The sequence below is a fragment of the uncultured Erythrobacter sp. genome (assembly GCF_947502395.1).
Classification (GTDB): domain Bacteria; phylum Pseudomonadota; class Alphaproteobacteria; order Sphingomonadales; family Sphingomonadaceae; genus Erythrobacter.
On sequence record NZ_CANMZM010000001.1, the window covers coordinates 1,272,784 to 1,290,143 of the forward strand.

19 protein-coding genes and 1 riboswitch are annotated in these 17,360 nt (G+C 56.1%); of the genes, 7 read left to right on the forward strand and 12 right to left on the reverse strand.

The features are described from left to right. Window positions 1-496: 496 nt before the first annotated feature. Window positions 497-1,318: a 2,3,4,5-tetrahydropyridine-2,6-dicarboxylate N-succinyltransferase gene (gene dapD, locus Q0778_RS05885; RefSeq protein WP_298334711.1), complete on the forward strand. Its 822-nt coding sequence runs from the start codon at window positions 497-499 to the stop codon at window positions 1,316-1,318. A 61-nt stretch (window positions 1,319-1,379) separates the two neighbouring features. Continuing rightward, on the forward strand, window positions 1,380-1,532 hold the full coding sequence (locus tag Q0778_RS05890) for a hypothetical protein (RefSeq protein ID WP_298334712.1): 153 nt from the start codon (window positions 1,380-1,382) through the stop codon (window positions 1,530-1,532). Here the strand turns inward: Q0778_RS05890 and Q0778_RS05895 are convergent. Then, window positions 1,523-2,875 carry a dipeptidase gene (locus tag Q0778_RS05895; RefSeq protein ID WP_298334714.1) on the reverse strand — a complete coding sequence of 451 codons (1,353 nt, stop codon included), beginning with the start codon at window positions 2,873-2,875 and terminating at the stop codon, window positions 1,523-1,525. The two genes, Q0778_RS05890 and Q0778_RS05895, sit on opposite strands and share 10 nt — an antisense overlap. 132 nt (window positions 2,876-3,007) lie before the next feature. Between Q0778_RS05895 and Q0778_RS05900 the strand changes: the two genes are divergently transcribed. Beyond that, window positions 3,008-3,409, forward strand: coding sequence for a DoxX family protein (locus Q0778_RS05900; protein WP_298334716.1), 402 nt, complete (start codon window positions 3,008-3,010; stop codon window positions 3,407-3,409). 113 nt (window positions 3,410-3,522) lie between these two features. On the opposite strand, the gene Q0778_RS05905 is transcribed toward Q0778_RS05900, so the two are convergent. Together Q0778_RS05905 and Q0778_RS05910 are read right to left on the reverse strand one after the other, a co-directional pair. After that, window positions 3,523-3,774 (reverse strand): SWIB/MDM2 domain-containing protein, encoded by a 252-nt coding sequence (locus Q0778_RS05905; RefSeq protein WP_298308976.1) that lies wholly within the window; start codon window positions 3,772-3,774, stop codon window positions 3,523-3,525. 28 nt (window positions 3,775-3,802) lie between these two features. Further along, complete coding sequence (locus Q0778_RS05910; protein WP_298334718.1) at window positions 3,803-4,396, reverse strand: YbhB/YbcL family Raf kinase inhibitor-like protein; 594 nt, start codon at window positions 4,394-4,396, stop codon at window positions 3,803-3,805. Between the two features lie 246 nt (window positions 4,397-4,642). On the opposite strand from Q0778_RS05910, the gene Q0778_RS05915 reads away from it, so the two are divergent. Continuing rightward, entirely contained in the window at window positions 4,643-6,103 is a 1,461-nt protein-coding gene (locus Q0778_RS05915; RefSeq protein WP_298334720.1) for a S41 family peptidase, read from the forward strand. Window positions 6,104-6,192: 89 nt separating this feature from the next. Here the strand turns inward: Q0778_RS05915 and Q0778_RS05920 are convergent, their stop codons facing one another. Both Q0778_RS05920 and Q0778_RS05925 read right to left on the reverse strand, forming a co-directional pair. Next, window positions 6,193-6,624, reverse strand: coding sequence for a hypothetical protein (locus Q0778_RS05920; protein WP_298334722.1), 432 nt, complete (start codon window positions 6,622-6,624; stop codon window positions 6,193-6,195). Window positions 6,625-6,721: 97 nt separating this feature from the next. Continuing rightward, complete coding sequence (locus Q0778_RS05925) at window positions 6,722-7,306, reverse strand: fasciclin domain-containing protein (RefSeq protein WP_298334724.1); 585 nt, start codon at window positions 7,304-7,306, stop codon at window positions 6,722-6,724. Window positions 7,307-7,446: 140 nt separating this feature from the next. Here Q0778_RS05925 and Q0778_RS05930 point away from each other — a divergent pair, with 140 nt between their 5' ends. Further along, complete coding sequence (locus tag Q0778_RS05930) at window positions 7,447-8,673, forward strand: FAD-binding domain-containing protein (protein WP_298334726.1); 1,227 nt, start codon at window positions 7,447-7,449, stop codon at window positions 8,671-8,673. Window positions 8,674-8,690: 17 nt separating this feature from the next. On the opposite strand, the gene Q0778_RS05935 is transcribed toward Q0778_RS05930, so the two are convergent. The 4 genes from Q0778_RS05935 to Q0778_RS05950 all read right to left on the reverse strand — a co-directional run bounded on the left by Q0778_RS05935 (window position 8,691) and on the right by Q0778_RS05950 (window position 11,559). After that, window positions 8,691-9,035 carry an HPF/RaiA family ribosome-associated protein gene (locus Q0778_RS05935; protein ID WP_298334728.1) on the reverse strand — a complete coding sequence of 115 codons (345 nt, stop codon included), beginning with the start codon at window positions 9,033-9,035 and terminating at the stop codon, window positions 8,691-8,693. A 160-nt stretch (window positions 9,036-9,195) separates the two neighbouring features. Further along, window positions 9,196-9,756 (reverse strand): hypothetical protein, encoded by a 561-nt coding sequence (locus tag Q0778_RS05940; protein ID WP_298334730.1) that lies wholly within the window; start codon window positions 9,754-9,756, stop codon window positions 9,196-9,198. Window positions 9,757-9,818: 62 nt separating this feature from the next. Then, window positions 9,819-10,790 carry a hypothetical protein gene (locus Q0778_RS05945; RefSeq protein WP_298334732.1) on the reverse strand — a complete coding sequence of 324 codons (972 nt, stop codon included), beginning with the start codon at window positions 10,788-10,790 and terminating at the stop codon, window positions 9,819-9,821. A gap of 259 nt (window positions 10,791-11,049) precedes the next feature. Continuing rightward, a complete protein-coding gene (locus tag Q0778_RS05950) occupies window positions 11,050-11,559 on the reverse strand; it encodes a RidA family protein (protein WP_298334734.1) in 510 nt (169 codons plus the stop codon). A gap of 163 nt (window positions 11,560-11,722) precedes the next feature. Between Q0778_RS05950 and Q0778_RS05955 the strand changes: the two genes are divergently transcribed. Further along, a complete protein-coding gene (locus Q0778_RS05955) occupies window positions 11,723-12,019 on the forward strand; it encodes a GIY-YIG nuclease family protein (protein ID WP_298334736.1) in 297 nt (98 codons plus the stop codon). 265 nt (window positions 12,020-12,284) lie between these two features. On the opposite strand, the gene Q0778_RS05960 is transcribed toward Q0778_RS05955, so the two are convergent. From Q0778_RS05960 to Q0778_RS05970, 3 genes are all read right to left on the reverse strand, one after another. Beyond that, window positions 12,285-13,187 carry a hypothetical protein gene (locus Q0778_RS05960; protein ID WP_298334738.1) on the reverse strand — a complete coding sequence of 301 codons (903 nt, stop codon included), beginning with the start codon at window positions 13,185-13,187 and terminating at the stop codon, window positions 12,285-12,287. 100 nt (window positions 13,188-13,287) lie between these two features. Next, a complete protein-coding gene (gene thiC, locus Q0778_RS05965; RefSeq protein ID WP_298334740.1) occupies window positions 13,288-15,177 on the reverse strand; it encodes a phosphomethylpyrimidine synthase ThiC in 1,890 nt (629 codons plus the stop codon). Window positions 15,178-15,213: 36 nt separating this feature from the next. Further along, window positions 15,214-15,324: riboswitch (TPP riboswitch) on the reverse strand. Between the two features lie 36 nt (window positions 15,325-15,360). Continuing rightward, window positions 15,361-15,969 carry a thiamine biosynthesis protein ThiC gene (locus tag Q0778_RS05970; RefSeq protein ID WP_298334742.1) on the reverse strand — a complete coding sequence of 203 codons (609 nt, stop codon included), beginning with the start codon at window positions 15,967-15,969 and terminating at the stop codon, window positions 15,361-15,363. A gap of 160 nt (window positions 15,970-16,129) precedes the next feature. Here Q0778_RS05970 and Q0778_RS05975 point away from each other — a divergent pair, with 160 nt between their 5' ends. After that, complete coding sequence (locus Q0778_RS05975; protein WP_298308935.1) at window positions 16,130-17,356, forward strand: cytochrome P450; 1,227 nt, start codon at window positions 16,130-16,132, stop codon at window positions 17,354-17,356. Window positions 17,357-17,360 lie beyond the last annotated feature (4 nt).

Here is a 17,360-nt window from a genome sequence, read left to right on the forward strand (position 1 = left end):
AGGAGGAGGAGGCGGTGGTGGAGGCGGTGGCGGTGGGGGCGGTGTTGGAGGTGCTGGTGGAATTGCAGCAACACCCGGACCACCACCGCCACCTCCTCCGCACGCTGTCAATGCCGCACAGGCAAATGCAGCCGCTGCCACTTTCCATGCGATCGGCGAAGCGGGTTCTTTGGCGGGGGTTGCTGTTCCAAGTTTGGTCGGTAAGATTCGTGACCAATTGACAAGCGATCGCGTTGACGCTCCGGTCATGAGCCGAGAGGTGAGAGACATAATTGGTTCCTTTGCCCGTAACCCCCTAGGCTTGACTCACCATAAGCTGATGTTTCGACGCTGATCAAGGTCCTGACGTCGAACACTACATCCATTTGGGACCAAGCTGAGACGATCGGTCGGCCTTGCCGCTATACGCATGAGCAGCTAGCAGCAGCGGCGATTCTGACTTTCTCGCCTTGCTTATCCCTGAACGAAGTCAAGGCCCTCTACTTGCGGAGAACTTATGACCGAGACCCTGATCAAAAACATCGAACAAGCTTGGGAAGAGCGCGACACGGTAACCCCCCAGAGCGACGTTCGCGGCGCAGTGGAAGAAGCGCTCTCTCTGCTTGACAGTGGAAGGGCTCGAGTTGCCGAACCCAGGGCCGAAGGGAGATGGCAGGTCAATCAATGGCTTAAGAAGGCCGTGCTTCTGTCCTTCCGTCTCAATGACAACCGTATCATGGACAGCGGCTCTGCTGGCGCACCCGCCTATGACAAGGTGCCGAGCAAGTTTGAAGGCTGGGACGAAGCGCGATTCGCCGAATCAGGCATTCGCGTGGTGCCAGGAGCGATTGCCCGCCATGCCTCCTACATCGCACCCGGCTGTGTGCTGATGCCTAGCTTCGTAAACATCGGCGCCTATGTCGGCGAAGGTACTATGATCGACACTTGGGGCTCCGTTGGCTCCTGCGCGCAAGTAGGCAAAAATTGCCACATTTCCGCTGGCACAGGGATTGGCGGCGTTCTTGAACCGATGCAGGCCAACCCCACGATCATCGGAGACAACTGCTTTATCGGAGCGCGCTCAGAGATCGTCGAAGGCGTGATCGTTGGCGAAGGCTGTGTGGTTGCAATGGGTGTTTTCATCACCCAATCGACCAAGATCGTTTACCGCGATACGGGTAAGATCATCAAAGGCCATATTCCACCATACTCGGTCGTTGTTCCTGGCACGCTGCCCGATCCTAATGGTGGACCATCGCTTTCTTGCGCAGTGATTGTGAAGACTGTGGACGCTCAAACTCGGTCAAAAACGGGTATTAATGAGTTACTGCGCGACTAGGTAGGAACCATTAGACCCTCCATTCATTGATTTCCGTAAGGGAAACGAAAGAGAGAGTTCTATGCCCGATCAAGACAACGCAATTCATATCGAAGATGACGACGCTCGCGGCGCAAGCACGCCGGGAGTGCTCCGTTATGTTCTGGCCTTCAGCCTGCTGTTTGCGGTGATCGCAATGAGCCTCGTCTGGATTATCCCTGCCCTTTACGGCTGAGACAAAAGCTCACTTTCTTCAGGGATCAGGGTCTCGATCGGACGCTGGCCTTTGATGCGAGCCGCGTAGCGCTCGGCCTCTCGCAATACACGCAGCGCATTGCGGCTAGCGATCAATTCAAGCTCGACCTGACTGTAGCCGCGCCGGACGAGCTCTGCGAATAGCTGTGGGTAGCCGCTCACATCTTCAAAGCCGATGGGGCCGTTGGGGATCCCATCGAAATCACCTCCAATTCCGATGTATTCGACCCCAATGAGCTCTCGGATGTGATCGATATGATCAGCCATATGGCTGATAGTGGTTTCTGGTTCAGGATTCGCTGCATCCCACTCTTCGAGTGCCGCTTCAACAACATCGGGTTGTCCCGGGTAGAGCGAATTCTGGCCCGCCTCGACGGCCACACGTTCAGCGAACCAAAGTCGACGTTCTTCGCTAAGATAACCGGGCACCGCATCCACCATCACTATTCCACCATTCTCAGGCAGACGAAGGAGGGCGCTATCAGGCACATTGCGTGAATGACCATTGATTGCACGTGCGCCCGAGTGGCTGAAGATCACCGGAACACGCGTCACATCGAGCGCATCCATCATCGTGCTTTCGCTCACATGGCTTAGGTCGACCAGCATTCCCAGCCGGTTCATTTCTCGCACGACGTCCTTGCCGAATTCAGTAAGGCCGCCATGTTCCGGATCATCTGTCGCGCTGTCAGCCCAAGGGGTATTCTGAAAATGGGTAAGCGTCATATAGCGCGCGCCAAGTACATACATCTGGCGAAGCACCGCAAGGCTTGAGCCGATAGAGTGGCCGCCCTCAATGCCGATGATTGAGGCGACCTTTCCACTCGCCATCGCGTTTTGGATTGCGTCGACATTGTCTGCGTACGCCATCTGGTCCGGATAGACTTCGATCAACCGCTTCAGCACGTCAATCTGCTCGATAGTTTGTTGCACAGCTTCGGGTTCGGTTTGATTAACTGACACAAAGACCGACCAGAACTGTGCACCCACGCGCCCTTCTTGGAGCCGAACGAGATCGGTTTGCATTACGCGTCCCTGGGGATGGTTTTCGCCCGTGCCGGTCGTGTCAGTGAAGTCAAACCCGTCTATCTGGTTCTCATATCGGATGCGCAATTGATAAGGCACGTCATTGTGGCCGTCAAAAACTGGGGCGATCTCAAGTGCAACCAGCGCTTCCTCCAATGCCGGATCAGGCGGAGAAACTGGTTCTGCAACTGCAACTTCCTCCAAGCCGTTCGAACCTATAGGCTCGGCCTCTTGAGCACAAACAGGCGTACCAGCAATTGCAGCGATTGCCGCAAGGGAAAAAGCAAACTGTTGCATCGCGCGAAGGTCTCCCGATAGATCGGCTTGGAAAGGTGCAGATTTGCAAGCCCTGAATAGCGCGTGTGTGTTTCTCAAACAATCGCGCAGTGACGCCGAACCAGAACTTAGCGCTCCTGTGAAGCAAACGAAATGATCAAGAAAATTCTCCGCCTCGTGCTCAGCGCATTCTATGCTTTTGCAGGCTACATGCACATTGTGCGGCCTGAACCCTTTCTGTCGATCATGCCAAGCATGGTGCCCTTCCCCGAGCACGTTGTCCTCTGGACGGGGATCGCCGAAATCTTCGGCGCAATCGCGCTTTTGCAGCCGTTTCATTTGTGTCTGAGGCAGGCGGGCGGGATTGGCCTTGCGCTCTATGCTCTGTGTGTTTGGCCTGCCAACATCAACCACTTCATCCTTGATATGGAACGAGAAGATGGTGGACTCGGCCTTATTTACCATGTGCCGCGCATGTTCGCGCAACCAGTTCTAATCTGGCTCGCCCTTTGGGTTGGAGAGCTGCCCACGCCCCGGTTCAGGCGAAGCGCTTGAGATCACATCGATAACGGCATGCAATCTGCCCAGATACTATCAATCGCACACGAAAAAGCGGCGCGCTGTGCCAATCACACAGCGCGCCGCCTCAATCCAATGATAGATTGGCCTTAGCTAAGGTGCTTAGACACCGCAGCTGTCATCTTGAACATGGAGATCTGATCTTTGCCGATCACCGCGCCAAGTTTACCGTCAGGATTGATCTGACGTTTGTCTTTGCTGTCCTGCAGGCTGTTTGCCTTGATATATTCCCAAACTTTCGAAGTCACCTGAGCACGGGTCATCGGGCCTTTGCCGATCACCGCCTCAAGATCACCTGAAAGCGTCACGGGCTTTTGCAGTGCGTTTGTCTTGCCAGCCATGGATAGTCTCCCTTGTAATTATGGCAGTTCAATCAAAATCAAAGTCATCTTCAAAATCGGCATCCGCGGCCTCAACCCCGGTAAAGGGGGCGTAGAGGACCGCACAGCCGGTCACGAATCCTTCAATTGCTTTCTTGACTTCCTCCCGGTTGGCCCCTGGCATAATCGTCAGTGGCAAATCAGTGGAGAAAATCTGAAAAACGTAATGGCGCGTCTCACCAATCGGTGGATCAGGCAAAAGCCATTCGGAATTGCCCAGTGCGTTCTTGCCAGAACGGGGAGGCACTTCCCCTTCGAGCAGCTTGCCCTTCTGGCCCGGAAGTCCCCACACAACCCATTGAGCCGCTGGTTCATCGCCGCCGCTCGACGCTTCTTCGACAAAGATAACCAATTCCTGTGAACCGGGTGGGGGAGCACTCCACTCAAGTGGAGGAGCAACCGCGTCCTCTTCAACCGCAGTAAAGCAAGGGTCGAGCTCTTCTCCAACTTTGAAGGCAGGGCTCCATAGCTTGAAACCACCTTTGCCAAGCGTCTTTGCATCCCCGAGGCTAGCAACCGCTAGTCCGTGATGTCGTGCCGCTTCAGGCAATGCAGCGCTCAGCCAATCTGGCAGGTCAGGCATGATTCTGTCTTTCCATTCCGCCTTTGCTAGTCGGAACACGGGGGCAACACGAGAGAGCTCTCCACGATTTGCCCCGGTTTCTGAGGAAAACTCCACAATTTTTGAATGCAGGAACGTCTAGAACCGATCATTTGCCAAGATTGCGGCGTTACAAGTGAAAACTTGCCCAACGCACATATCTATGCATGAGTGAACTCGGCTAGGGTAATTTACAAAATCACAAATTTGCGGAGTCGCACCCGTCTCATGAAAATCGACTATAAGACAGCCGGGCGTTCGGCCCTTTCTGCAACACTTGCGTTGGCGCTTGCCGCTTGTGGTGGTGGCGGGGGATCCAGTGCGCCTATCGCTGGTCCGCCGCCGGGGGCAACTCCGGCACCTACGCCTCCTCCCACAAATTCTGCGTGTTCGACAGCTAATCAGATCGATTTTGCCGATGATGTATTGAACGATTGGTATCTGTTTCCCGATCTGCTCGACAACACCGTCAACGCTGCAAACTTCGATACAGTACAATCCTTCCTCGATGCGCGCGTTGCTCCAGCACGCGCCCAGTCAAGGGATGTGGGCTTTACATTCGCGACTTCGATCGCGGACGAGAATGCGCTCATCAATTCGGGGTCGAGCGCTGGCTTTGGTGTTCGACTAAGCTTTGACCAAGACAACAATCGCTTATTCATACTGGAAGCCTTCGAGAACGCACCTGGTTTTCAGGCGGGCATCGATCGCGGGACAGAAATCCTGTCGATCGGGACAGACGCTTCGAATCTACAAGCAGTCAGTGATCTATTGGCCGACGGTGGACCGCAAGCGGTGGTAAACGCTCTTGGTCCATCTGATGCGGGCGTGACACGCGTACTCCGATTTGTGCAGGATGATGGTACGGTGATCGAGACAAGCGTTTCGAAGTCGGACTTCTCACTCGACCCCGTTTCGGACCGATACGGAGCGCTCATCATCGAAGATGGCGGTAGGAATGTAGGCTATCTCAACTTGCGCACCTTCATTGTAAGCGATGCGGCCGACCAATTGCGAAGCGCGTTCCAGTTGTTTGCTTCGAACAACGTAGATGAGTTGATACTCGATTTTCGCTACAACGGTGGCGGTCTTGTAAGCGTGGCCGAGACTCTGGGCGATTTGATGGGCCGCGACCAGATCGGCAATATTTTTAGCCAGACTGTGCTGCGTGAAGAGCGCTCGGACAACAACACAACCCGCCTTTTTGAGAGCGAGATGAACGCGCTTCAGCCCGAGGGGCTTGTTCTTATCGGCACTAGAAGCACAGCGTCAGCGAGCGAGCTCGTTACAAATTCGATGCTCTCCTATGTCTCACCCAATCGGATTGCTCTTGTCGGTGATGACACCTCAGGCAAGCCAGTTGGTCAGTTTGCGTTCGATCTGGACGAATGCGATCTACGAGTGCGCGCCGTAACCTTCCAGACGTTGAATGCCGATGACGAGGGCGACTACTTTACGGGCCTCGCCAGCGTCATGCCTAACACTTGTCGAGCTGTCGATGATTTCACGAGCCCGCTCGGCGATCCAAGCGAGGCATCGATTGCAACCGCTCTCGATTTCCTTGCGGGGCGCAGCTGCACGCCGATTAGCGGAGGCCCCGGACAGACTGCGCAAAGCCTGAACCGGCGCCAGATACTGACGCCGGCGCAGCCAAATGCTGCGCAATATCAGATCCCTGGCCTCTTCTAGATCTCTCGGCTGTACGAGCGGTCTACTACGGTTTGGTTCGCTGGCATTTCATCATTCTGTCAGCGAACCGGCCAGCGCCACCAGCACCATTAGGGAATGGTCTCCCCTTCCTCAAAAGGGTCTAGATCGGTGTGCGCACAACCATAAAGCGTCAAGTCCCCAAGCAGGACGGTCGCTGTGTAGGGATAGGTGCGGTCGCTCATTCCATCACTGCAATCACCGGGAGTAATCGCCACACTGACGGCTTCCTCGTCCAATGTTCCCGAAAAACCGAGGCCGTTGTTGCCCGCAAAGCGTGAAACCGAAAACTCGACCCCGTCCGGCAATTCTGGTGCGGAATAGCGCGCCTGATAGCCTTCATCGACGGGTGTGACAGTAAGCGCCCAAAAGGGCTCAGTTCCACCAACGGAGATGATCGCGTCTTGGGTTATCTCGTTGAACGGCTCGCTATCCCGGCTGATTTCGCCTTGAGTGCTATTGCATGCCGCTAAAAAGAACGGCGAAACGCCAATGAGGCACATTTTTCGATGGCGCTTTAGCGATAGCATCCCTGGGCCTGTAGCATTGTCTACGGGCAGTAGGAAACCACCCGCAGACAGACTTAGATCAGTCGCCAGGTCAACCCGGCATCAGCACGGTGTCGATCACATGGATAAGACCGTTCGATGCTTCCACGTTGGTTGCGGTGACCGTCGAGGTTGCACCTGTCGCATCGGTGAGCACGACACTGTCATCGACCACTGCGGCAGTGAAGGTGCCACCGCCAGCGGTGGTTATCGTATAGCCTTCCTCGCCCGCTGCTTCGATTGCAGCGATCAAAGTCGCGGCATCGATCGTGCCTGGGACTACATGATAGGTAAGGATGCTGGTGAGTGTTTCGGTGTCTTCGGTAGTCAGCGTTTCAACCGTGCCTTCGGGAAGTTTGGCAAAGGCGTCATTGACAGGGGCAAAGACGGTAAACGGGCCTTCAGCCGAAAGGGTCTCACCAAGGTCGGCAGCGGTCACTGCTGCAACGAGGGTAGAGAAACTCTCATCGCCTGCTGCTACGTCGACGATGGTACTCCCGGTCGTTGTTTCTTCCACCGCTGTACTCTCGTCAGCGGCAACAGTTTCGTCACTAGCTGGTTCGGCTCCACATGCAGCAAGCGCCAGCGCGCCCACCGTGACGAAGGAGGTGGTGAGGGTTTTCTTCAGCGTAATCATCGGGGGCAACAATCCTTCAATTAGCGACCAATTGGGAGTCGCAGGGGAACTTCGCGAAGTCGCAATGGTTCTCATGACTTCAGTTTAACATACGCAACAGTCCCGCTGATGGATGCCTTACCACGTCGAAAGTCCGCCACATGACATTTGCCCCTACCCGCACCGCAGGTCTTGAACGCCTGAGCGATTTTGTGCCTCATGCAGGCAACGCCTACACTCGCACGCGCAATTTCGACGATGGGGCGGCTGCCGAGAAAATGCGCCAAAATGTCTCACAGCTTTCTCCCTGGTTGCACGCAGGTCTTCTCGGCGAAACCGAAGTGATCAAGGCCATTCTTGAGCACCATGGACCAACTGATGCAGAAAGCTTCATCTCGGAAGTCTTCTGGCGGATCTATTTCAAAGGCTATCTCGAGCAACGTCCCTCGATCTGGACAAGCTACTGTAAAGGCCGGGACGCTGCATTCGCGGTGCTGGATGCCGATGCCGCTCTGGCAGAGCCCTACACCAAAGCGACCGAAGGACGCACCGGGATTTCCGCCTTTGATCATTGGTCCCGCGAACTCACTCAAACTGGCTACCTCCACAATCATGCCCGCATGTGGTTTGCGAGCATCTGGATCTTCACACTCAAGCTCGACTGGCAGCTTGGTGCAGACTTCTTCTTGCGCCATCTGATCGATGGTGATGCGGCCTCGAACACGCTCTCATGGCGTTGGGTCGCAGGCTTGCACACCAAGGGTAAAACCTATCTCGCCCGCGCCGACAACATCGCCCGCTTCACTGATCGGCACCCGGATGGTCCTCTTGCAGCCGAGGGCCTAGCCGAGCACGCCGAGCCGCTAGAAGAGCCAATCGAACACGCCCGCTCAATGCCCGACTTGCCCTCTCAGTGTTCGGTAGATGCGCCGTACGCGCTACTGCTCCACGACGAAGGAGCGAGCCATGGGCCGCTGGAACTGCCTCACAAACCTTCGCTGATCATCGCTGCCGCCCGCCCCAAAGCACGTTCACCTCGGGATATTGGTACTCAAGCTCGAGACTTTGCCAGCCAAGCGGTGCTCAACGGTGGCAAGGCAGCTGGCGAAGCTTTCGGTTGCGAGGTGGTTCAGTGGGGGCCCAAAGAAACCCTCGCCAGTCTTCTAGAAAATGCCGGCATTGAGTGCCTTGCGACACCCTATCTCCCCACGGGTTGGACCCGCAACGCATTGTGGGCAGAGCTATCCATCCTGCAACAGCATGGCGAACTTACCCAACTCGTGGCTCAACTCGACCGAGCGACATGGCCGCATGCAAAAGCCGGTTTCTTCCGGGTCAAGAAAGTCATTCCCGGCATTCTTGGCGAGCTGGGGCTGGAGAGCGGTTAGTCGCCGGTCATCGCCGGCTACAGGGCCTTATCGGGACGGGCGTCGTGCTTGTGCCGCGCTTCTTTGCCGAACAACCGCTCCAAGCGCTGTGCCAAAGTGTTGGCTGCACGCCTCGCCGCGTCATCAACCTTATCAGCTCTGCCAGTCACGCCAATCGGACGGCCACCGCGTGGTCTCGCTTCGATCATGCAGTGCTTATCATCCGCACCATGCTTGGAGCCGTTGACGTCTGACACATGCACTTCAATCCGAGTGAGCCGTTCGTTGAAGCGCGACAGCTTCTCTCGCACCATCTCCTCAATCCGCTCTGCCACATTATGCGTACCCATGACCGAGCTGTCGGAATTGAATTGAAACTGCATGTGCGCTTCTCCTTCGTTTTCGGTTGTCTGCAACAAGAATGTGGCGATTGATGGGCCAAATTTTGAGTCCTTGTATCCTGGCAATATCCTGGCAATTGCTCCTTACGGCGCAGGATTCTTGGGTTAAGACCATTGGAGCCGGAGCAAAGTTTTGAGCAACCTAGATCGGCGCGATATGCCTTGCTCGGGCGCGCACGGAGGCTGCCTCGTCGTGCTGTGCGCGAGAAAGTGCCGCGTTGAAGGCATCGGCGAATTCCCTGTGCGTTTCAGCCAACGCGCCAAATGCGTCAAGCGACCACGCGCGCAGTAAAGGTCTGTTGTGGCCCAGAAAGCCCGTCAACCAACTTGCAACATCGTGGGCCCTCTTCGCCTTAACGTCCAGCCGCCGCATAAACTGGCAAATGTGCAATTGCGCGGCCCAGTCGGTCATCGCAGGCAGTTGTGCAATGAGAGCTTCAGTCTGCTCCTCGCTCAACACCATGCCTTTCTCTATTGCAGATTTGATCAGCCAGCTCGCTCCATTTGCAAGATTTCCGTTGGGCTCCCCCACCAGCTCTACAAGCGCATCGAGATAGTCATCCGGTCCCGAAAACATCGCCTCTGCTTCGCCTAGGAAGGTGGTCGCCTTGCCGTCATATTCGCTCAGTTTTTCAAGAAGAGCCTCATGGACAAGAGGCCAGGTAGCGCCAGTCCTGCTGTTCCTAATGATCTCTTGTGTCACGCTGCTCAAACCTTCTTTGGGGAGCTCACACCTTCTTCGGGATTATGAGCGATAGCACAGGATCAAGGTTTTCTCCCAAAGGCTTCGTGATCAATCACGTCCAGGCACTCAAGCTGGTCGGCAGCGATATTGACCATTTCCGAAGGCTGGCCCTTGGCTTGAGTCGCGAATTTCCTCACCGAAGTGTCAATTGCTTCAGACATGGGCGAAGGCACGCGCACGGTCGCCAGAATTCCGTTAACCTCTGCACTGCTGATGCTCGCCACCTCATTGAGTGTCGCACGCATTTCGATCAGCGGGTTGATAAGATCACGCACCGGCTCTTGTGGATCGACATGGTGCTGATCAAAGTCCTGGCCAAAGGCCGCATTGATCTCACGCAAGGCCCCGGAAAGCGTGCCGACGAAATGCTGCTTGGCGTTTTGAACATGCCAAAGATCACGCAGATGCAACTCGGTCCAGCTTTTGTCATTGGCCTTTGCCGCTGCTCTGGCGTGGTCGATAATGTCGGTCTCGGCTGTCGAAAGCCGCTCGATCTCTGCCACCGATTGCATGAATGTCGCGACTGCCGGGGGCAGATCACCGGGCAGCGCGAGCTTGCGCATCGGCACCGCGGGCACATGCTTTTTATAGTCGCTGATCTTAGGGTCGATGCCGCCGATAACCGTTGCACCTCCTGCCCCCATCAGGATCGATCCACCGGCGGCCAACATTGAGCCCACGATGGCGACCACCACCGCAGCAGCTGCGCCTGTCGCCGTCGCTGGTAAGGTCGCAGCGACCGCAAGCGCTCCGACAATAGCGGCGACGATTACAAGGACCCCGGCGACAACCATGCCGACACCAACACCAATCTTCTTCCAATCGATCCCGACCGAGCCTTCATCAGGCACTGGGAAATCAGGGAGCTTTGGATCGTTCTCACCGGGCTTTCCGGTTCGATCATTGCCGCTACCATCGCAGGCAAGCCAAGGGTTGCTCGGCCCAGGCAATGTCTCTAGCGGATCTCCGCCAAGCGGTCCTCTCCAAGGCATGGTGACTCCTTAAGCCTCTGGTACAGCGCAAGTTTTAGAGGGGCAGCTCGCGCAAAATTCTTCGTCAAGGGGAGCGGTGCACCGGTTGAACCTGCAATACAGGCTCGTGCTGGGAGCCCATGATTGGGTCATTTACTGGGCTATTGTTGCCCACGCGGTCTACGCACCCCGCATAAGGCCATTCGTATTGTGCACCTGCGAAGATTACTGTGCAGTTGGTCACAGTTCTTTGTAAATCAGAGTAAAGGCGTATGCAGCTTTACTGACTGAAAGATGTTGGAGATCGCGCACCCAGTCTTGAGTTAGTCTTGGGATTATACGCGATGCACACAATCTCAATTTGAGCGCCAGCGGCAAGCGCCTTTACCGCCATGGTTGACCGTGTGGGATAGCGCCCTTCTTTGAAGAAGGTGCGATAGACGGCGTTAAACGCCCCAAAGTCGTCAATATTCGCCAGCCACACCGTACATTTGAACAGCGCATCGTGGGTCAGGCCATAAAGCGCCAAAGTCTCCCCAATCCGCTCCATAGCCCGCCGCGTTTCAGCTTCGATGCCGTTTGTTTGGTCCGCGTCGGTGGAACGCGCAAAGCCGAGTTGTCCTGCGAGATAAAGCGTATCGCCCACCTGCACCGCCCGCGAGAACGGCGCTGAGGAGCCGGTGTTGGGGAGGAACTCAGGGGTGGTGGCTGGCGCGTTTTGCGCGAGGGCAGGCGTGCCGGCGAGCACTAGGGTGAGGGCTGCTGTTAGGATAGTGGTTGGGTGGGGCATCCCATGACGCTACACCAATTCACCGTCATCCTGAACCCTGCGCCCTGCACCGTCATCCTGAACTCGTTTCAGGATAACCCCATCAGCCAAGCGCCAAACTTCGAGGGTTATCCCGGATCAAGCCCGGGATGACGAATTGGGTGTAGGGCGCTACCCTCGCGCTATGGCCAAACACCCCTGCGTCTACATCCTAGCCAGCGGCAAACGCGGCTACATCTACATCGGCGTCACCTCAGACATGGCCGCGCGATACCACCAACACCAAGAAGGCACCTTCGAAGGCTTCGCGCGGCGCCGCAATTGCAAGCGGCTGGTGCATCTTGAGATGTTCGCGACAATGGACGAGGCCATCACCCGCGAGAAGCAGCTAAAAAACTGGCACCGCGATTGGAAGATCAACTTGGTGGAGGGTGTTAATCCGGACTGGCGCGATTTGGGGCCGGAGATGGGGTTGCGGTGAGGAGCCGTCATCGCACAGCCGTCGTCACCGTTCGTCATCCCCATTTGTCATCCAGAACTCGTTTCAGGATAACCCCACCAACTATAAGCCAAGGTTCGAGGGTTATCCCGGATCAAGTCCGGGATGACAAAAAGAGGAAACGTCCCCCATAGTCGTCATCCTAAAGGCAAAACCGTCATTCCGAACTCGTTTCGGAATAACACTAGCCATTTGGCACAAACTCGCCGTTATCCTGAAACAAGTTCAGGATGACGGGGAAGGAAGGTCACTGGTAATCGAGCGAACGTCGGATCGTAGCTGCAAGCTTCTCCACAAACTCATCAGGTTCGTTTTTCGTCCACATAACAGTGGTGCAGTGGTTTGTATCGAAGTGAGTTTGGCGATCATCAAACTTGGACTTTTCGCAGATATAAATAACGGGTTTGCCTAGGCCTTCAGCATATCCTGCCTCCCAGTAAGCTCCTGGGTTATCGTGAGTGAGATCGGCAATGATGAAAGCAGCGTCTTGGATATGGGCGCGCATTATGTTGTCAATGATGCCAGCGCGAGAGACATCTCGCAGATCAATCAGAGGATGTCCTATCTCCTGAAGTTTGGGCTTCACATGTTGATCTAATAGGCCATCAAGTGTGGCATCACCAAATTTAAGCGCAATGAAACCGGTTTTAGCCTTTGTAACACCTCGCTTTTCCGCCTCGTAAATTTCCCAACCTGCTAAGGTCAGATCGAGTTCAATCGATTGGTATTGGTGTTGAAGATCACTGGCATCAATACCGATGAGGACCCCTCTTTCGATCAATTCGCTCGCAATTTTCTCGGCTGAGCGCCGATCCACAGCACCGACCAAAGGATGAAATTCTGGCGGAAACTGACGAAGAGGCTCTGCGGCTTTGATCACATAGTCGCCGACGAAGCGGATAATTCCGCTCGCTTGTTGCGCAGGCGATGGAAGTGAGGGAGCTTCTTCGATTAAGTTTTCGATGTCGTATGTCGTTACAACCGGAATATCATCTTGAGACCCCAAGCTATCTGTTTGCAGCCTAATTCGGCGTGAAAGCACCGCACGAAATGGCAGGGTAAAATCCAAATACTGAGATGCTGCAGCACTTCTTGTGAAAATGAAGCTCCCACAAACGTCGCAATCATAGCGGTAACCATCCGCACCCATTCCGCCCCACTTTTTGCAGGGAAAACCGTCACGCGATTGGCAAACTGGACATTGGGTCATGTCATACGCTCAGCTAGTGTGATCTCTATGGTGATCCGCCTCACTCCACCATCTTCACGTACAAGTCCCCGCCGTCGCGGTATTTGTCGGACATCTCCTCCATCCCCTTGATTGCGGCCTGCCTGCTGGCCTCCGCCGTCTCTGCGCCCAGTTTCTCGGCTGCAAGGAAGCTTTCGGGGCTTTCGTTTTGCTTGGCGGCGAAATCGCGGACTTCTTGGCTGATCTGCATCGAGCAGAACTTGGGCCCGCACATGGAGCAGAAGTGGGCGGTTTTCGCGCCCTCTGCGGGAAGCGTTTGGTCGTGGAATTCCTCCGCCGTTTCGGGGTCGAGGCTGAGGTTGAACTGGTCGCGCCAGCGGAATTCGAAGCGCGCTTTTGACAGGGCATCGTCGCGCACCTTGGCTGCCGGGTGGCCTTTCGCGATGTCGGCTGCGTGGGCGGCGAGTTTGTAGGTCACAACGCCCACTTTTACGTCGTCGCGGTCGGGTAGCCCTAAGTGCTCCTTGGGCGTCACGTAGCAAAGCATGGCGGTGCCGTACCAACCGATTTGTGCCGCGCCTATGCCGCTGGTGATGTGGTCGTATCCGGGCGCAATGTCGGTGACGAGCGGGCCCAATGTGTAGAAAGGCGCCTCGCCGCAGACCTGCAGCTGCTTTTCCATATTCTCTTTGATCTTGTGCATGGGGACGTGGCCCGGCCCCTCGATCATGACCTGAACGTCCTGCTCCCACGCGCGGTGGGTGAGCTCGCCAAGCGTGTAGAGTTCGGAGAATTGCGCCTCGTCATTGGCATCCGCGATGGAGCCCGGGCGCAGGCCATCGCCCAGCGAATAGGCGATGTCATAGGCTTTCATGATTTCGGTGATGTCGTCGAAATGCTCGTAGAGGAAGCTTTCCTTGTGGTGCGCGAGGCACCATTTCGCCATGATTGATCCGCCGCGCGAGACGATGCCGGTGACGCGCTTTGCGGCCATGGGCACATAGGCGAGGCGCACGCCTGCGTGGATGGTGAAGTAGTCGACGCCTTGCTCGGCCTGTTCGATGAGGGTGTCGCGGAATATCTCCCAAGTGAGGTCTTCGGCAACCCCGCCCACTTTCTCAAGCGCTTGGTAAATTGGCACGGTGCCAACGGGCACGGCGGAGTTGCGGATGATCCATTCGCGGGTGTCATGGATGTTGCGCCCTGTGCTGAGATCCATGATCGTATCCGCGCCCCAGCGGGTGGCCCAGACCATTTTGTCGACTTCGGTCGCAACGTCGGAGGCGACGGCAGAATTGCCGATATTGGCGTTGATCTTAACAAGGAAATTGCGCCCGATCGCCATGGGCTCGCTTTCCGGATGGTTGATGTTGTTGGGGATGATCGCGCGGCCGCGTGCGACTTCATCGCGGACAAACTCCGGCGTGATCACATCGGGAATTTCCGCGCCCCAGCTTTCGCCATCACGCTTAAAATCAGCGGCGAGTTCGCGACCAAGGTTCTCGCGCTCGGCGACATATTCCATCTCCGGCGTGATGATGCCTTTGCGGGCATAGTGCATTTGGCTGACGTTATGGCCGGCTTTGGCTCTGAGAGGCCGCTTTACCACATTGGGGAATTGCGGAACGCCGCCAGAGCGGTCGGGGCCGAGTTGGCCGTTGTCCTCTGGCTTTACCTCGCGGGCGTCGTATTCCTCGACATCACCGCGTGCATGGATCCAGTCGGAGCGAAGGCCCGGGAGCCCGGCGTTGATGTCGATATTCGCATCAGTATCGGTGTAGGGACCGGAGGTGTCGTAGACGCGCACCGATGGCTCATCGCCCTCAAGGTCGATCTCGCGCATGGCGACGCGAATGCCAGAGCCTGTGCGCGCACCGACATAGACTTTGCGGCTGCCGCGAATGGGTCCGGTGGTGACCCCGATTTCGACGGGTGAGTTGATGTCGGCCATGTTTGCTCGCTCCTAAAGGCGGATTGCGGGCAAGTGCGTCCAAGCGAGCCCACTCCCTCCGCCTGTGTTAACAGGTTCAGGTTCAACGGGTCAGGCGGCGCTTATCCCGCCCCTCTCAGCCACAAGCTGGCTCCCCGGGGATGCGTTGGGAGTAGGCCCCAACGGCCCCGCTGTCCAGTTCGATCAATCTTCTTTGGGTAGTGTGAATAAACACACCGCCAACAGCAGCGTCGCGGCCACTCCGCTAGCACCTGAAGGCATCAAGCCCCCGCCGGTGACTGACATGCCGAGGCCAAAGCCCATAACGATCGCATTGCTAAAGAGCGATAATGCACCGACCACAAATGTCAGACCGCCGAGCGCTTTGGAACCCTGTTGGACCTTCGCATAGCCGAAAACCATCGCGGCCAGACCGAGCAAAACCTTCGCCGCATTATATCCGAAGAAAGAAAGCGCTACGACTGCGCTTGCAGCGGGCTCTAGCGCCGCGTTCGCCTCAGCGACTTCGCGAAATGGGCCAAATTGTACGAGGCCAATACCAACCTGAATGACGTTGAGCACAGCTGACATCGCAATTGCCGACCAGCCCAGCGTAAGGCTCTTGGCTTGCACCAAAGCCGAGCCAGCGAGCGCCGCCATTAGCGTGAAGAGCAGAGCCTCAAACGACCATAGCGGGCCACGATCAACCTCAGGCGCAAGGATATAAAGCGCGGTGTAAACGGGCTGTGAGAGGGCTGCGAGCAGCAGCAGCCACGCCGTCAGCTTAACAGTGCGATCGTAAGTAATATCCATTTTTGAAAGTCCCCGATTTGTAACCTGTTAACTCCGCATTTCGTTCACCACACAGACTTGGTCACGTTTGAACTGCATAAGACAAATTTTCACAACGGGGATGACAGATACCGGCTGCCAGTGCAAACCCCTGTTGAGGTGAGAAAAGAGGACAAGAACCATGGCAACCGCAGCGCGAGCGATTGCACCATTCGATGTGAGCGATGAGACACTTTATGTCGAAGACAGCTGGCGCGATAAATTCGCAAAGCTGCGTGCAGAAATGCCTGTCAGCTATTGTCCAGAAAGCCCCTTTGGTCCCTATTGGTCGGTGGTGACACACGATTTGGTGAGGGCGGTTGAGCTCGACTGGGAGACGTATTCAAGCTCCTACAAGAACGGCAATATTGTGATTGCGGACCCTCCGCCTGAGAGCAATTTGCCGAATTTTATCGCCGCTGACCCTCCTACGCATACAGAACAGCGTAAGGTTATCACCCCCGCATTCTCACCTAGTCAGATGCACACACGGGAAGAGCAGGTGGTGGGCTTGTGCACCGAACTCTTCGATGGATTGCCCCATGCGGAAACCTTCGATTGGGTGGACAGGGTGTCGATCCCTCTGACCATGGGCATGCTTTGCATTTTGTTTGACATCCCTCTTGATGAACGACCTCAGATGAAACTCTGGTCCGACTATGCAGGCGGCGTTTCGTCTGACCATTTGACCGACGAATGGCGCGCCGAATGGATGCAACATATGCAGTCTATGCTCGCGCGTTTTGACCAATTGTTCGATGCACGTCGCGAGGCTGACCCCGCCGATGACCTGATCAACCGGATGGTACACTCAGATGCCATGGGCAATATGAACCCGTTTGAGCGGCTGGCGAACATTGCCCTGTTGATTGTGGGTGGCAATGACACGACCCGCAATTCGATGAGCGGTTTAATCGCGGCATTGAATGAGTTTCCGCAAGAGCTAGACAAATTGCAAGCGGACGCGGCGCTCATCCCCAATGCCGCGCAGGAGATCATCCGGTGGCAGTCGCCCGTCCTTCATATGCGCCGCACCGCCATGCGCGATACCGAGCTCGATGGTCAGCACATCGCCAAAGGTGAAAAAGTGGTCATGTGGTACATCTCTGCCAACCGTGACGAGAGTATCTTCGAAGATGCGGACAGATTTGATGTTACCCGCATTAATGCGCGGCGGCACCTGGCGTTTGGACACGGTGTCCACCGCTGCGTTGGTGCGCGTCTGGCTGAGATACAAATCGGCACGGTGATCAATCAGATTGTCGAGCGCAATTGGCGGGTGGTGCAAGATGGTCGGGTGGAGCGCGTCAAGAGCCCGTTCCTACGCGCCTTTTCCACTATGCCCGTGCGGATCGACAAACGCGGATAGGAGC

What these genes read in the sequence shown, in the direction of transcription:
- dapD (WP_298334711.1), top strand. Translation starts at nt 497, where the DNA reads ATGACCGAGACCCTGATCAAAAACATCGAACAAGCTTGGGAAGAGCGC.
- Q0778_RS05890 (WP_298334712.1), top strand. Translation starts at nt 1,380, where the DNA reads ATGCCCGATCAAGACAACGCAATTCATATCGAAGATGACGACGCTCGC.
- Q0778_RS05895 (WP_298334714.1), bottom strand. Translation starts at nt 2,875, where the DNA reads ATGCAACAGTTTGCTTTTTCCCTTGCGGCAATCGCTGCAATTGCTGGT.
- Q0778_RS05900 (WP_298334716.1), top strand. Translation starts at nt 3,008, where the DNA reads ATGATCAAGAAAATTCTCCGCCTCGTGCTCAGCGCATTCTATGCTTTT.
- Q0778_RS05905 (WP_298308976.1), bottom strand. Translation starts at nt 3,774, where the DNA reads ATGGCTGGCAAGACAAACGCACTGCAAAAGCCCGTGACGCTTTCAGGT.
- Q0778_RS05910 (WP_298334718.1), bottom strand. Translation starts at nt 4,396, where the DNA reads ATGCCTGACCTGCCAGATTGGCTGAGCGCTGCATTGCCTGAAGCGGCA.
- Q0778_RS05915 (WP_298334720.1), top strand. Translation starts at nt 4,643, where the DNA reads ATGAAAATCGACTATAAGACAGCCGGGCGTTCGGCCCTTTCTGCAACA.
- Q0778_RS05920 (WP_298334722.1), bottom strand. Translation starts at nt 6,624, where the DNA reads ATGTGCCTCATTGGCGTTTCGCCGTTCTTTTTAGCGGCATGCAATAGC.
- Q0778_RS05925 (WP_298334724.1), bottom strand. Translation starts at nt 7,306, where the DNA reads ATGATTACGCTGAAGAAAACCCTCACCACCTCCTTCGTCACGGTGGGC.
- Q0778_RS05930 (WP_298334726.1), top strand. Translation starts at nt 7,447, where the DNA reads ATGACATTTGCCCCTACCCGCACCGCAGGTCTTGAACGCCTGAGCGAT.
- Q0778_RS05935 (WP_298334728.1), bottom strand. Translation starts at nt 9,035, where the DNA reads ATGCAGTTTCAATTCAATTCCGACAGCTCGGTCATGGGTACGCATAAT.
- Q0778_RS05945 (WP_298334732.1), bottom strand. Translation starts at nt 10,790, where the DNA reads ATGCCTTGGAGAGGACCGCTTGGCGGAGATCCGCTAGAGACATTGCCT.
- Q0778_RS05950 (WP_298334734.1), bottom strand. Translation starts at nt 11,559, where the DNA reads ATGCCCCACCCAACCACTATCCTAACAGCAGCCCTCACCCTAGTGCTC.
- Q0778_RS05955 (WP_298334736.1), top strand. Translation starts at nt 11,723, where the DNA reads ATGGCCAAACACCCCTGCGTCTACATCCTAGCCAGCGGCAAACGCGGC.
- Q0778_RS05960 (WP_298334738.1), bottom strand. Translation starts at nt 13,187, where the DNA reads ATGGGTGCGGATGGTTACCGCTATGATTGCGACGTTTGTGGGAGCTTC.
- thiC (WP_298334740.1), bottom strand. Translation starts at nt 15,177, where the DNA reads ATGGCCGACATCAACTCACCCGTCGAAATCGGGGTCACCACCGGACCC.
- Q0778_RS05970 (WP_298334742.1), bottom strand. Translation starts at nt 15,969, where the DNA reads ATGGATATTACTTACGATCGCACTGTTAAGCTGACGGCGTGGCTGCTG.
- Q0778_RS05975 (WP_298308935.1), top strand. Translation starts at nt 16,130, where the DNA reads ATGGCAACCGCAGCGCGAGCGATTGCACCATTCGATGTGAGCGATGAG.